The sequence below is a fragment of the Rhizobium sp. R339 genome (assembly GCF_002211395.1).
GTDB lineage: Bacteria > Pseudomonadota > Alphaproteobacteria > Rhizobiales > Rhizobiaceae > Rhizobium.
The window spans coordinates 705,435-719,111 of record NZ_LOKV01000023.1; the positions used below are offsets into that span (position 1 = coordinate 705,435).

At 53.8% G+C, this 13,677-nt stretch carries 14 protein-coding genes; 12 read left to right on the top strand and 2 right to left on the bottom strand.

Annotated elements, in window-relative coordinates; all coding sequences use genetic code 11:
- Positions 1-41 precede the first annotated feature (41 nt).
- From ATY76_RS22670 to ATY76_RS22725, 12 genes are all read left to right on the top strand, one after another.
- Complete coding sequence (locus tag ATY76_RS22670; protein WP_088676924.1) at positions 42-1,145, top strand: DegT/DnrJ/EryC1/StrS family aminotransferase; 1,104 nt, start codon at positions 42-44, stop codon at positions 1,143-1,145.
- Positions 1,142-2,737, top strand: coding sequence for an oligosaccharide flippase family protein (locus ATY76_RS22675; RefSeq protein ID WP_088676925.1), 1,596 nt, complete (start codon positions 1,142-1,144; stop codon positions 2,735-2,737). The genes ATY76_RS22670 and ATY76_RS22675 overlap by 4 nt, the downstream gene beginning before the upstream one ends.
- Positions 2,738-3,349, top strand: a complete 612-nt coding sequence (gene hisH, locus ATY76_RS22680; protein WP_088676926.1) for an imidazole glycerol phosphate synthase subunit HisH — start codon at positions 2,738-2,740, stop codon at positions 3,347-3,349.
- Entirely contained in the window at positions 3,349-4,104 is a 756-nt protein-coding gene (locus ATY76_RS22685) for a HisA/HisF-related TIM barrel protein (RefSeq protein ID WP_245310023.1), read from the top strand. The genes hisH and ATY76_RS22685 overlap by 1 nt, the downstream gene beginning before the upstream one ends.
- Positions 4,097-5,257, top strand: a complete 1,161-nt coding sequence (locus ATY76_RS22690) for an N-acetyl sugar amidotransferase (RefSeq protein WP_088676928.1) — start codon at positions 4,097-4,099, stop codon at positions 5,255-5,257. Before ATY76_RS22685 ends, ATY76_RS22690 begins: the two co-directional genes overlap by 8 nt.
- Entirely contained in the window at positions 5,247-6,605 is a 1,359-nt protein-coding gene (locus tag ATY76_RS22695; RefSeq protein ID WP_088676929.1) for an oligosaccharide repeat unit polymerase, read from the top strand. The genes ATY76_RS22690 and ATY76_RS22695 overlap by 11 nt, the downstream gene beginning before the upstream one ends.
- Positions 6,606-6,613: 8 nt before the next feature.
- Positions 6,614-7,705 carry a glycosyltransferase gene (locus ATY76_RS22700; protein WP_088676930.1) on the top strand — a complete coding sequence of 364 codons (1,092 nt, stop codon included), beginning with the start codon at positions 6,614-6,616 and terminating at the stop codon, positions 7,703-7,705.
- Positions 7,702-8,295: an acyltransferase gene (locus tag ATY76_RS22705; RefSeq protein WP_088676931.1), complete on the top strand. Its 594-nt coding sequence runs from the start codon at positions 7,702-7,704 to the stop codon at positions 8,293-8,295. Before ATY76_RS22700 ends, ATY76_RS22705 begins: the two co-directional genes overlap by 4 nt.
- Positions 8,292-9,134 (top strand): class I SAM-dependent methyltransferase, encoded by an 843-nt coding sequence (locus tag ATY76_RS22710; protein ID WP_039618038.1) that lies wholly within the window; start codon positions 8,292-8,294, stop codon positions 9,132-9,134. Before ATY76_RS22705 ends, ATY76_RS22710 begins: the two co-directional genes overlap by 4 nt.
- A gap of 9 nt (positions 9,135-9,143) precedes the next feature.
- Positions 9,144-10,094, top strand: a complete 951-nt coding sequence (locus ATY76_RS22715) for an SDR family oxidoreductase (protein ID WP_088676932.1) — start codon at positions 9,144-9,146, stop codon at positions 10,092-10,094.
- Positions 10,091-11,263, top strand: a complete 1,173-nt coding sequence (locus tag ATY76_RS22720; protein WP_088676933.1) for a glycosyltransferase — start codon at positions 10,091-10,093, stop codon at positions 11,261-11,263. The genes ATY76_RS22715 and ATY76_RS22720 overlap by 4 nt, the downstream gene beginning before the upstream one ends.
- A 62-nt stretch (positions 11,264-11,325) precedes the next feature.
- On the top strand, positions 11,326-12,102 hold the full coding sequence (locus ATY76_RS22725) for a glycosyltransferase family 2 protein (protein WP_039618044.1): 777 nt from the start codon (positions 11,326-11,328) through the stop codon (positions 12,100-12,102).
- A gap of 5 nt (positions 12,103-12,107) precedes the next feature.
- Here ATY76_RS22725 and ATY76_RS22730 read toward each other — a convergent pair whose 3' ends face one another.
- Together ATY76_RS22730 and ATY76_RS22735 are read right to left on the bottom strand one after the other, a co-directional pair.
- Positions 12,108-12,932, bottom strand: a complete 825-nt coding sequence (locus ATY76_RS22730; protein ID WP_088676934.1) for a Wzz/FepE/Etk N-terminal domain-containing protein — start codon at positions 12,930-12,932, stop codon at positions 12,108-12,110.
- A 212-nt stretch (positions 12,933-13,144) separates the two neighbouring features.
- The coding region (locus tag ATY76_RS22735) for a polysaccharide biosynthesis protein (RefSeq protein WP_141105036.1) at positions 13,145-13,677 on the bottom strand (533 nt) is incomplete at its 5' end.

Here is a 13,677-nt window from a genome sequence, read left to right on the forward strand (position 1 = left end):
GCACACACGGAAATCATCGCAATTTACCGAGAGCAGGTTTCATGAAAGTTCCTTTCGCTGATCTTCATCTCCAATATCTCTCGCTAAAGGAGGAGATCGATGCTGCAATTGCTTCAGTCATCCGCTCGTCCTCGTTTATCAGGGGGCCATTCGTTCAGAAGTTCGAGGACGAATTTGCCGCCGCCGTCGGCGCCCCTTATTGCATCTCATGTGCGAATGGAACGGATTCGCTCTTCATCGCCATGCGCGCGCTAGACGTCAAACCCGGGGATGAAGTTATTACGACTGCCCATTCGTGGATTTCAACTACCGAGACCATTTCACAGGCCGGCGGCAATGTTGTCTTCTGCGACACCGACGCTTCGACATACACCATCGATCCTGTTCAAATCGAAGCGAAGATCACGCCTAGAACGGTTGGCATCATCCCGGTTCATCTCTATGGCCAACCGGCCGATATGACTGCGATCATGGCTATCGCCCGGAAGCACGGTCTCTGGGTCATAGAGGATTGTGCCCAATCCCATCTGGCTGAGATTGATGGGCAGGTCGTCGGAAGTTTCGGGGATGTCGCTTCCTATTCTTTCTACCCGGGAAAGAACCTTGGTGCGATGGGCGACGCAGGCGCCATTACCTGCAAGGACAAATCACTTGCCGATCGGATGGCAATGTTTGCGCGGCATGGCGGGCTTTCAAAGGGCGACCACCAGATCGAGGGCATAAATAGCCGCCTCGACGGACTGCAGGCCGCGATCCTGTCGGTGAAGCTGCCGCGTCTGCCGGAATGGACTGCAAAGCGGCAGGAATGGGCGAGACGCTATGTGCGCGCCCTCGAAGATATTGGTGGGCTGGAACTGCCTGAAACGGCAGCCGGGCGAAATCACGTCTATCACCTGTTTGTGATCAAGCACGAGCGGCGCGATGCCCTGGCAACCCACCTCAATCATGCCGGCATCCAAACCGTGGTAAACTATCCGATATCGCTGCCGTTCCTGCCGGCTTACGAACGCCTTGGGCATCGGCCGGAGGATTTTCCCAACGCGTTTGGAAATCAATCCAAGATTCTTTCAATTCCGATTTTCCCTGAAATGACAGAAGCTCAACTCTTGTACGTCGCAGATATGATCAGGGGCTTCGCCGAGTGAGTGACGAACGCCCGGAGAGCCATGGAAGGCGCAGCAATCTTCTTGGAAACTCAGGCTGGAATTTGGCGGGTTTCCTTTTTACGCTGATTGCTAATCTTGCCACGGTGCCGTTCGTCGTGCGCTGGATTGGACTGCAGGCACTGGGAAGCGCAGGCATAGTGATCGCTATCGCAGCTCCCGTGACGCTGATCGGCACGGTGCTCGGGCAGGCCGTTGTCAGGGAAATTTCCGCGCGGATTGGACGTGGCGAGGAGCATGCCGCCGCCCGTATTGCTATCGTCGGATTAAAAATCTGCCTGATCGCTTCGGCGGTGGCTTGGCTGGGGATCGTGCTTGCCGGTCCATGGATCATGACCGGCATCGTCGGTGCGTCTCTTCCATTACAGAATCTCACCGTCTCCTTCCTCATTGTCGCAACCGGCACCGTGGCGCAGCAGTTCTCGTTTGTCCTGCAAGGTATTTCCGTGGGAAAGCAAAATTTTCGATTGGTGGCCAAAGCATCAGCGTGGAGTTCATTCGCAACCATCATCGTGACCTTGGGATGCACGTGGTCATTTCCAGTGCTGAATGGCTATTTGCTCGGATTTGCTGGAAGTCTTGTATTCTCGACTGCAGGATGGATATGGGTTACATCCTCGGAATTCCGTGAGAGCGGCAGATTGATCTCGTCGTCTCCCGACGAACTGAAATCATTGCTTCATTTTGGAAAATGGCAAAGCCTCTCTCAGCTTGCCGGAATCTTTGGCAACCAGATTGACCGCTACGTTCTGGCTTCGCTCGCGCCGTCTGCCGTTGTCGGCCAATATAACGTGTGCAATCGCCTCCAGGAGGCCGCTTACATCGCGGTCATACGTATCTGTGAAGTCCAGTTTCCTCGATTTGGCAACATGTCGAACAGCCGCGAAGAGGAGCGGCGTGATTTCTTCATGCTCGCCTCATGGGGCAATTCGGCTTTCGGAGCCATCGTACTCTCGCCAATCGCGGTACTCTCTAGGCCGCTGTTGACGGTTTGGGTCGGCGAAGAAACCGCTGCAGGCGGCACGCATCTGCTCCAGATACTCATTCTCGGCGGCATCGTCGGGTGCGGGTCGAATGTATTCCAGTATTACGCCATGGGAATGGGCAGAAACGCACCGGCTGCATATACTTCGCTTGCCTATTCGGTGATGACGGTTGTTTTTTCTTTTGTTTCCATCTGGTTTTACGGTCCATACGCTGCCGGAGCAGGCTTGCTTGCTGCGAGCCTTGTAAGAGTGCCTCTCGCGCTTTTGGTGACTCGCAATTGCTTCTTTCGCACTTTCAGCGCGGAGCAAATGTTCGCCTGTACAGTTGCTCCTATCTTGGTTGGCATCTGCATAGTTGTCGGATCTTTAGGCCTGAATTTCACCTGGATCAATGGCTGGTTGTCCCTCGCTTTCGCGTATGTCTGTTCTGTCTGCGTTGTCTCCGCCGCGATCGCAGCCGTGGCGATGACGACGAAAACCGGGAGCATTATCTTGTCCCGTATCTATGGGTCCGTTAGAACGGCTTTGTCCGAGAGACGCCTGATTGGATGGAATAACCATCTTGTGAAACGCAAGAGAGGGTTTTGAGTGATCACTGTGGTAGACTATGGCGTCGGGAATATCGGCGCAATTACCAATATGGCGGAGTATCTGGGGATCGATGCTCGGCCAAGCGGTGATCCCAAGGAGATCGAAAGTGCTGCGAAGCTCATTCTTCCAGGGGTCGGTGCGTTTGACAAAGCAATGGCCACGTTGAGAAACAGAAAATTAGTCGATCCACTGAATCACGCTGTGCGCGATCGGAGGGTTCCTGTTCTCGGCATATGTCTCGGTATGCAGCTGTTGGCGCGATCCAGCGAGGAAGGCTCGGAACCGGGACTCGGCTGGATAAATGCGGATGTGAAGCGCATCAGGCTGCCGGCAACATCATCCCTTAAAGTTCCTCATATCGGCTGGCTTGAGATAAGGCCGTGCCGAGAAAGCGCCCTGTTCGACAGGTCCAACCGGAGGGAGCGCTTTTATTTCGACCACACGTATTTTGTCGATTGCGATGATCCGAATGACGTTACCGCCGTCATCGACTACGGCGAGGAGCTATGTTGCGCAATGAGTTCGAACAATGTCAGCGGCGTGCAATTTCATCCTGAAAAAAGCCACCGCTTCGGGATGCGAGTTCTTGAAGCATTCGGGAAGCTTTGATGAGAAAAAGGCTTATACCCGTCCTGCTGGTCGATCAGAAGCGTCGGCTGGTGAAAACGATAGAGTTTGGTGAGCGCACCTACGTCGGCGATCCCTTCAATGTTGTGCGCCTTTTCAACGAAAAGGAAGTCGACGAGATCTGCATTCTCGATATCGACGCCACGCGTACGGGCCGAGGTCCTGACCTCGGCTTCGTTCGCGAACTCGCAACCGAATGTTTCATGCCTTTGGCATATGGCGGCGGCATCACCGAGCTTAAGCAGTGCGAGGAACTTAACCGCTCCGGCGTCGAGAAGTTTGTACTCGGTCAAGGCGCGCGCAATTCGCAACTGGTGGGAGCGATCGCTGCCGATATGGGCAGCCAGGCTCTGGTTGCCTGTGTCGACGTTGAGGGTCGCGGTGCGGCGGCGAGCTGCTACGCTTCAAGCGGTGCGAGGCAAGAGCCGATAGAATTCTGCCTGAGGCTGCAGGATGCCGGCGTCGGTGAAATAATTCTTCAGTCGAAAACTCTCGACGGCACGCGCAACGGGTATGATCTTGAGTTGATCCAGTCGATTAGCCGAAAGCTGAGCATTCCGGTCGTTGCCTTGGGTGGCGCCGGAAACGTCGCCCACATGGAGGAGGGCCTTCATGCCGGCGCTTCCGCCGCGGCCTCGGGGAGCGCCTTCACCTTTATCGGCCGGCTAAGGGCAGTCCTTATAAGCTACCCTGCACCAGAAATTTTGGAGGAGGCGGAGCAAGGTGCTCATGGATAACGCGTCGCGAGTTTGCTCATTTTGCGCCATGGACAATTCCAACCCGTCGATCGTGTTTGACGCAAACGGCCAATGTAACTGCTGTCGGGATGCGCTGAATCGCAAGCCGCACGAGTGGTGGACTGGCCCGGAAGGCGATATTCGAATGCGGCGGTTGATCGCCACATTGAAGGAAGAAGGCGCAGGTAAGCCATATGACGCAATGGTCGGGCTTAGCGGTGGAATTGACAGCGCGTTTCTTGCGCATCTCGCCGCCCGAAAGCATGGTCTTCGTCTTCTGGCGGTCCATGTTGACGGCGGTTGGAATTCCGAGCCCGCCGTCCACAATATTGAAATTCTTGTCCGAAAACTCGATCTCGACCTTCACACGTATGTAATCGAGTGGCAGGAGATGCGCGATCTGCAGATTGCGTTTATGAAGGCTTCTGTCCTCAATCAGGACATCCCGCAAGATCATGCATTCTTTTCCACCCTCTATAGGACAGCAGCTAAATTCGGCATTCGTCACTTCCTCAGCGGCGTAAACTTCGCGTCAGAATCGGTGATACCCCGCGGCTTTGGCTATCCGTCGATTGACGGAACGCATGCAAGCGCGATTCAAAAACGCTTCGGCTCCTTGAAGCTCACGACCTATCCCTTCATGAGCCCTCTTGAGTATATTTGGCTTACCCGCGTCCGCCGGCAACTCACCATTCACCGTCCGCTCAATTACATCGACTACAATAAGGAAGAGGCGCGCACTGAGCTTCAGCGCGAATATGGGTGGCGTGACTACGGCGGCAAACACAGTGAATCCAGATTCACAAAATTCTACCAGGATATCTATCTTCCGAGAAAATTTAACTTTGACAAAAGACGGCTTCACCTTTCAAGTTTGATTGTTGCCGGACAAATGACACGGGAGGAGGCGCTGCGCGAAATTTCAAAGCCCATCATCTCCGTTCAGGATGCCCGCAGGGAAACAAAGTTCGTGGCCAAAAAACTGGGATTGAAGCCGGAAGAGCTCCAATCGTATATCGAGGCACCGCCAGTCCCGCACAGCAATTATCCGAACGGCATGTGGCTTCATAAAGCGCTATTGCGCCTGCGTAACATGACACGGACACTCCTGCCGACACGTAACGCAGCCGCAGAGGCAGCAGATGTCGACTAGCCTCGTCTTTGCCATGGCTGTTACATGGTCGGTGGCGTTCTACATCTGGAGGGTGGGGATCAATCTGACGCTTTCGTCAGTTTTTTTAGGTCTCATGCTCGCGCTTCATGGGCCCGTGTATCTCTATTACACTCGAATATGGGGTATCCAGACTAAGTTTTTTGAGACAATTTTGTCTTCTGCTCCGTATACTGATGCTATCGGCGCACTGGATCTCTCCCTTGCCCTTTCATTTGTTTGCATCACTATCGGCATAGCAGGAGCGGATTTCGCGTTCGGCGTTAACCATCAACAGATCCAGGCGGCACTGCATTCCTGGCGCACTCAGCCTGTCCGGATAGCCAGCGGTGTCGCTCAACGACTCAAAATAATCTCGACCATCGGCTTCTTTATCATTCTCGTCTTTATTATTGTTGAAAACAAAATCCCCCAAATTATTGTCTACTTCATTTCCGATGCAAGCGAAGTCGCGAAGATTGCGATGCGGCGTGAGTCGGGTGGAAGCCGCTTTTATCTTTTCAATCTCCTCGTCTCCAACCTATTTCCCTTCTCTGCTATTTGCTGTTTTATAGCTTTAAGACAGCGGTCAATGAAACTGCCAGCGATCGCGTGGGCTTTTATCGTTGCCGTCATGGTGGCCAAGGCCTCGACTTTGAGCAAGGCGCCATTGGCGATATTTGTACTGCAGTTGATAGTCGTGGAACATCTTCGCAAATCTTTGGATCTGCCATTGGGGATGGCGATTAAATTTATTTCCCTTTGTGTTCTTTTGTTTGGTGCGATGGTACTTGTTGCCATTCGTGAACTGCATGGTGTCGGCGACGCGCTCGATTTTCTATTTTATCGGATATTCATGATCGCAAACGAAAGTTTGCTTGAGTATTATGCCGCAATTCCAAGTGTTCTCCCCTATGGTTGGGGTAGTAAGTTCAGTTGGCTGGTAGGCTCTCTGACCGGTCAACCCAGTCAACCAACCTATGTACTGGTCGGCGCCGTCCATCGCGGCATGGAAGGTTCCACCTCGACAGCGATGTTTATCGCCGATGCCTGGGCCGACTTCTCTTGGGTGGGTGTGTTTCTATTTTCGCTATTCGCCGGATTTTTTATCCGCTTGCTAGATATCCAGCTAATAGTGAAACGAGGGAAGACCGTCGCAACGATTGCGGGGCTGGCTCTCGGCCACTATGGAATATTCGTGATGCTTTCGACCGCACTTCAAACTGCGATGATGACCGGCGGTTTGTTTTTGATTGTTCCATTCGTGCTGGCGCTGTCCAGTTCGCTGAAGTGGGTGTCAGATAAGAACGACGGTGGACAAGAGCATCTTGTCCAACTCGGACGGGTATAGAATCCAATATGCGCGTTTTTCAAAATTCCGGGGTATATGCTGCTTATATGCGGCGGCTTAATATACTCGCAGTTGATGCGAGAAGTTTTTCAGACAGATTATCTATTTTTCTGGATGATCGCTATGGCGCTTGCCACATACTGAACCCGGTGATGGAGGCCTCTCCAGACACCTTCTTTACGAACGGCGATGACGAGATACTTCAACGATACTGGGCGGTAGAAAATGGTTTGCCCGCCATCTCCGACATGGAGCAGATCCTGCTGAGCCAGATCGAACATCACCGCACCGAGATATTTTATAATTCGGATCCGATGCGATACGGGAACGATTTCGTCCGCAAACTTCCTGGTTGCGTGCGGAAGTCAATCATGTGGCGAGCGGCGCCTTCCGGCAATACCGACTTCGGCGCCTACGATTTGATCGTCTGCAACTTTCCTACCATATTGGAAGGTTATCGGAAGCTTGGCTGGCCCGCGGAATATCTTGCACCAGCCCATGATCCGGCAATGGATAGCTATGCCGAAAATCGAGACCGGCCAATCGATGTGCTTTTTGTCGGAGGCTATAGCCGTCACCATCGTCGGCGTGCAGAGATACTGCAAGCCGTGTCGGCAATTCGAAGGGATTTCAAAGTTTGCTACCACCTTGATCGGTCGCGATTGACTAGACTTGCTGAGAGCCCGATTGGCTGGCTTCTGCCGCTTGGGAAGCACAGACGTCCGAAGAATATTCGCGCAGTGTCCCGTACCCCTCTTTTCGGACGCGAGCTTTATGAAGCGATTTCGCAGGCGAAAATTGTTCTAAACGGCGCCGTGGATATGGCGGGAACGGACAGGGGAAATATGCGATGCTGGGAGGCGCTAGGATGCGGTGCGCTAATGGTCTCGGACTCCGGTGTTTATCCCGAGGGGATGGTCAATAATATCAGCATGGTAACATATGAAGATGCGGAATCCGCGGCGCGGACAATTGTAAATCTGCTTCGGGAACCGGGGCGCCTCCAGGCGTTAGCCAACGAGGGAACCCGTACTGTACGAACCGTGTACAACAAGCGTGCCCAATGGCTTAACTTCCAACGGCTGGCTGCAAGCGCATGAAGCTTAGCCTGACCACGATCGCAAACATGGCGGCGGGATGGTTGGCCCGCAAGCGGAGCAAATTTCTCGTCGGGAGTGGTAGCAATGTCCGTTGGCTGGCGTTGCGATCCATTCGCGGAGGCAATGTGAAGGTCGGCGAGAACTGTATCATCAATTGCAATATCAGCTTCGATGATCCCCGCGGCCGCATCAGCATTGGGCATCGCTGCTATATTGGTGCCAGTCACCTGGTATGCCATTCCGGAATTACGATTGGAAACGACGTCATCATCTCATGGGGAGTGACAATCGTCGATCATGATTCTCATTCTCTCGACTGGGAATTGCGCAAGAACGATGTGACCGATTGGGGCTTAGGAAAGAAGGATTGGACGGGGGTTTCCATCAAGCCAGTGTTTATTCAGGACAAGGTGTGGATTGGTTTTGGCGTGAGTATCCTGAAGGGGGTGACAGTCGGCGACGGGGCAGTTATTGGAGCCCATGCTGTTGTCACGCGCGATGTCCCCCCTTACACCGTCGTCGCCGGTAACCCCGCTCGCATAATTCGGAATCTCAAGCGGACGCAAAAAGAGACAGAAGGTCAACCATGACGGCAACAAAGTTGGACACGTGGGAAGCAGCCGTCCAGTGGCTTCGGCAACAGCCTGACCAGCAAAAGCTGGTGCTCGATGCCTATTACGACGATCCGATTCTGCAGGCAGCCGAGCGGTATTGGCGGAGCGGCGAATGGGGTGCCATTCGCGAATTTCTCCCGCGGGCGCCAGGAACTGCAGTCGATATCGGCGCCGGTCGTGGTATTGCCAGCTATGCTCTGGCGAAGGAAGGTTTTGAGGTAACGGCCCTGGAGCCCGACGCGAGCGACCTCGTGGGGGCTGGTGCAATTCGTGCCCTCTTCAATGAAGTTCATCTTCCCATTTCGATCGCCGAGGAGTTTTCCGAAAAGCTCCCATTCTCCGACAATGCCTTCGATGTGGTCTTTGCTAGAGCCGTTCTGCATCACACCTCCGATCTGTCAGCCGCGTGTCGCGAATTCTTTCGAGTGCTCAAGCCCGGCGGGCGCTTCATCGCAGTTCGCGAACATGTGATATCGAGCGAACGCGATTTGCCGATCTTTCTCGATCGCCATCCCCTGCACAAACTCTATGGAGGGGAAAACGCCTTTCTTCTGAAGGAGTATCAGAACTCTATTGTTTCGGCCGGTTTCAAGATGGAAAAGCTCCTTATGCCGCTGGAGAGCGAGATCAACTTCGCCCCCTACACTCCGGCGGAGTTGAAGGCGCAGATTGCCATGCGATTGCCGTTCTTCGCCAGAGCCGTTCCAGCGCTTTTGAATTCTCGGTCGGTCTGGACGATCTTCTCGCATATCGCAGCAAAGTTCGATCGGCGGCCGGGTCGGCTATATTCGTTCATCGCCACGCGGCCCCAATAAAGAAAAAGAATGGCTCGTATATTAATCACAGGCGCTCACGGATTTATCGGAAGATATCTGGCAAAGTCACTTGCACTTGCCGGGAACTCCGTATTCGGCCTTGGGCACGGTACCTGGTCACCGCTTCACGCCCAGCGCTGGGGGCTAGTCTCTTGGCATAACGGCGAGGTCGATATCCCCAATCTTCGGTTGATTCAACAGCAGTTTGGGACGGTGGACATTGTGTACCATCTTGCGGGGGGCTCGTCGGTCGGAGCAGCAATCGCAAATCCTCGCGAAGATTTCCACCGCACGGTCAGCTCGAGCATTGAACTCCTTGAATGGATGAGACTGGAGGCCCCTAAAAGCAGCTTAGTGGCGGTTTCTAGCGCTGCTGTTTACGGGGCAGGGCACACAGGTCAGATAGCTGAAACGGCGAAACCCAACCCCTTCTCTCCCTACGGTCATCACAAGCATATAATGGAATCTCTCTGCATCTCCTATTGTGAGAGTTACGAGTTAAAGGTCGTGATCGGTCGGCTGTTTTCAGTTTATGGGGAGGGATTACGCAAGCAATTGCTCTGGGACGTTTGCTCCCAGCTCGAGGTTCACCCTGAGCGACTCCTTCTCGGTGGCAGTGGCAACGAGCTTAGAGACTGGACGGCGGTGACCGACGTCGCGCGCGCGCTGTCGCTGATCCACACGGAGGCGAGCCCCTCGCCAAAAGTTATCAATATCGGCACCGGCCGCGGCACCAATGTTCGCGCGATCGTTGAAGGTATTGCCCAAGCATGGGCGGTCGATACTAATTTGGAAGCCAGGATTGAATTTTCGGGTAAAGCACGAGCTGGCGACCCTCAAAGCCTAATAGCCCAATCCGAGCAGCTCGCGGCCCTCGGGTTCGAGTGGCAACAGGATTTGATGGAAGGCCTCTCAGACTATGTCAGGTGGTTTCGATCGGAATCCGGTGTGAGATCATGACCCGTATTGCCTTTACGATGATCGGCGGGAAAGACTGGACCGGCGGTTATAACTATCTGATAAATCTCGCCAGGCTGCTGTCCGCTGATCAGAGCAGAGCTCTTACGCCTGTTATGTTCTTTGGAACCGACGTCGATGAAGAAGATATAACTCCATTTGCGGCTCTCAATTGCGTTGAGGTGGTCCGTAGCCCGCTCTTTAACAGATCCAGGAGCTTTAGATCTCTGCTCACCGGTCTTGTCACCGGCGCCGACTGGCGTGTGCGTAAGCTGTTTAGAACTCATCAGATAGATGTCGTATTTGAGGTGGCACAATTTTTTGGTTTCAATCTCGGCATCCCCGCTATTGCCTGGATCCCAGATTTCCAGCACCGCTTCCTCCCCCATCTCTTCAGTAAGCTTGGCTACTGGAAACGCGATATAGGGTTTAGAATTCAGGTCCTGGGAAAACGCGAGATCATGTTGAGCAGCGAAGACTCGCGCGTCTCGTGCGAAGTTTTCTATCCGTCCTCCCGGGGGCGCACACACGTCGTCAGGTTTGCGGTGCCGCCCAAGGTCGTGATTGTTCCTGCGGCTGCTCGTGCTCTTGCCGACAAATATGGACTGCCTGAGCGATATGTCTTCCTTCCCAACCAGTTCTGGCAGCACAAGAACCATCTTCTTGTCGTGGAGGCATTGACGATCCTCCGTGACCGCGGTCAAGACGTTACTATCGTGGCATGTGGCAGCCAGTCTGATCCGCGCGACCCCTCTTATTTTCCGCGTGTGAAGGCTGCTATCGACACTTCCGGTCTCTCCTCAAACTTCATTCTTCTCGGTCTTATCCCATATGGCGATCTTGCTCCACTCGCAACCGCTAGTATGGCCTTGCTGAATCCATCTCTCTTCGAAGGATGGAGCACGACAGTCGAAGAGGCTCTGTCGTGGGGCGTGCCGTTGATTTTGTCGGATTTGGACGTCAACAGGGAACAGGCGGGCGAAGTGGCCGTATTTTTCGATCGCCATGACGCGCAGGCGCTTGCAGACGCACTTGCTTCGGCAAATCTGTCTTCGCCTGATATTCTGTTCGAACGGGTGGCGAAGGCACAGGCCATCGCTAATGAACGCGTCAACCGCTTCATCACTGATTTCCATGCGCTTGTTCAACGGGCTGCCACCAAACGCCGGTAGCAAACCACGGACGAAGGCCGGGGGACCTCGCCTCTACCCACCAGCTATGAAAGTAAGTGTGAATGCGCGAACCGAAAATTTCAATCATCACCGTTGTCTTCAACAACGAAGCCACGATCGCTGAGACGATCGAATCCGTTCGCGCTCAAAACTATCCGAATATGGAGTATATCGTCGTCGACGGACTCTCAAAGGACCGCACGCTTGATCGGATCAACGAACGTCGCGAGGTTATTACGCGCCTAGTTTCCGAAGAGGACTTCGGCATCTATGATGCCATGAATAAAGGAATAAGTCTTGCGACCGGCGATGTTATCGGCTTCATCAATGGCGACGATTTTTACATGCCGGGCGCTCTAGCAAAGGTCGCGGAGGCGTTCCGGGATCCGGCCTTGGAAGCATGTTACGGGGATCTCTGCTATGTTCGGCAAGATGATACCTCAACGATCGTGCGCGACTGGCGCTCTTCGCCTTTTGTACCTCGGGCTTTCGAAAAGGGCTGGTGCCCGCCTCATCCAACCTTCTTTGTTCGGCGCGAGGTCTACAAGCGCCTTGGGTCGTTTGACCTCTGTTATAGGATTGCTGCTGATGTAGAATTAATGATGCGCTTTCTAGAACGCCACCGTATCAAGTCGAAATACCTGCCCGGCATTATGGTGAAGATGCGAATGGGCGGCACGACAAATCGCAGCTGGAAGAATATCCTGCAGCAAAACAAAGAAATTCTACTTGCGCTTGAAACTCACGGGTTGAGAGCCAGCCCAGTAAATTTCTTCTCTAAGAAGCTTGTATCGCGGGGCATGCAGGTAATTCGTGCGGCCTTGCTCAAGGTGCGCTAAACGCATTAGCCGTTCGACCGGCTACGGCGATTTCGCTGCATGAGGTATGCGCTTTTAAGGAGGTTGATTAGAAGTCCGATAACGAACCCGACAAAGAGACCTGCAGTCAGAATAGTTATCTTGGTCGGAGAGGCGGCATTTGATGGAGCGTAAATTGGGGAAAGCAGAGTTGCAGATTTGCTTAATTCAAGTTTACCCGTCAAGTCGGCAATGTCCTTACGCAATGCGATCGCATCGTCGCGTGTCGCGAGATATATTGCCTGCTGCCATCCGGAATCCTGCGCCTCCTTCAGGAGCTTCGAATTTTCCACGAGTTGATCCTGCAGTGACCTGATTTGAGATTTCAGATGTTCCGAGCCGGTGGACGCAACCAACGTCTGCTGTTCTTGAACCCCCCGCACGATCGCGGCGACGCACTGCCGCGCCAATTCAGCGGCTGGGGCGGTAAAGGAAATTTCGATGACGTCACTGGGAACTGATGGTGCCGTCACCCTCACGTTTTGCGAAATCTGTTCGGCGGTTACCGGGCCGCCGTCGGAGCACGCGGAGACGGTCTGCTGATCGAAAGCTGATGGAGATCGCAGACGAAAAGTAACATGTTCACGAGGCTCCACAAGAGCGACGGCATCAGGGTCGAGCTGTGTCGGAGCTGATGCGCTTGCAAGCACCAGTTGTGCGGAAGCTTGATAGTAAGGTTGGCTACGCCAGAGGAAAATGCCTGCTAGTGCAATTCCAATGAAGCAGCACACAATAATGATGGCCATGCCACGTCTTAGAAAGGAAACAACAGAGAATAGATTAATTTCCTCGTCAAATGATCTTTGTTCCATGACCGCAGCTTTCAGAATCCGTCATAGGCTCAAATTTAGCAAAGAATTTCATAACAGCTCGGAGCCTAATGACGCTTCAATCCTATCGGACCTTCAATGTCAATCATCAAAAGACCGCAACCTGGGCCTATCACGATGCCCCCGTTAACCGCGCGGCTATGCAGATCTTCGCCTGCCTCGTCGCGGTGATTTTACGGACGCTGCAGCCACGTTCACGCCGCCGTATTGGTTTCTACGCCGACCAAAGCCAGATCCGAGACCTCGCCCGTCGACGAGTAGCCGGAAACGAGCTCAGCCAATGTTGCACGGGCAGCGATCATATCGTTGCGATCCAATGCCGCATTGAGCGCGTTGAGCTTTTTCATAAGCTCCGGCCAGGACAGGAAATCCTCACGCGCCTTCATGATCCTGGGATGTTCCGTCGTTTCGGGATTGTCGCCGATCAGCAGTTCTTCATAGAGCTTCTCGCCGGGCCTGAGGCCGGTAACGGCAAGCTCGATATCCCCTTCGGGATTATCCTCGTGGCGCACTGTCAGGCCGGAAAGCTCCACCATCTTGCGGGCAAGATCGGCGATGCGGACAGGCTCTCCCATATCCAGCAGGAAAACATCCCCGCCATCCGCCATTGCGCCCGCCTGGATGACGAGCTGCGAGGCCTCCGAAATCGTCATGAAGTAGCGGGTGATATCGGGATGCGTCAGCGTCACCGGGCCGCCTTCCTTGATCTGCTGCCGGAACAGCGGCA

Coding starts and splice junctions, on each gene's coding strand:
- ATY76_RS22670 (WP_088676924.1), top strand. CDS start 42: ATGAAAGTTCCTTTCGCTGATCTTCATCTCCAATATCTCTCGCTAAAG.
- ATY76_RS22685 (WP_245310023.1), top strand. CDS start 3,349: ATGAGAAAAAGGCTTATACCCGTCCTGCTGGTCGATCAGAAGCGTCGG.
- ATY76_RS22690 (WP_088676928.1), top strand. CDS start 4,097: ATGGATAACGCGTCGCGAGTTTGCTCATTTTGCGCCATGGACAATTCC.
- ATY76_RS22695 (WP_088676929.1), top strand. CDS start 5,247: ATGTCGACTAGCCTCGTCTTTGCCATGGCTGTTACATGGTCGGTGGCG.
- ATY76_RS22700 (WP_088676930.1), top strand. CDS start 6,614: ATGCGCGTTTTTCAAAATTCCGGGGTATATGCTGCTTATATGCGGCGG.
- ATY76_RS22705 (WP_088676931.1), top strand. CDS start 7,702: ATGAAGCTTAGCCTGACCACGATCGCAAACATGGCGGCGGGATGGTTG.
- ATY76_RS22710 (WP_039618038.1), top strand. CDS start 8,292: ATGACGGCAACAAAGTTGGACACGTGGGAAGCAGCCGTCCAGTGGCTT.
- ATY76_RS22715 (WP_088676932.1), top strand. CDS start 9,144: ATGGCTCGTATATTAATCACAGGCGCTCACGGATTTATCGGAAGATAT.
- ATY76_RS22720 (WP_088676933.1), top strand. CDS start 10,091: ATGACCCGTATTGCCTTTACGATGATCGGCGGGAAAGACTGGACCGGC.
- ATY76_RS22725 (WP_039618044.1), top strand. CDS start 11,326: ATGCGCGAACCGAAAATTTCAATCATCACCGTTGTCTTCAACAACGAA.
- ATY76_RS22730 (WP_088676934.1), bottom strand. CDS start 12,932: ATGGAACAAAGATCATTTGACGAGGAAATTAATCTATTCTCTGTTGTT.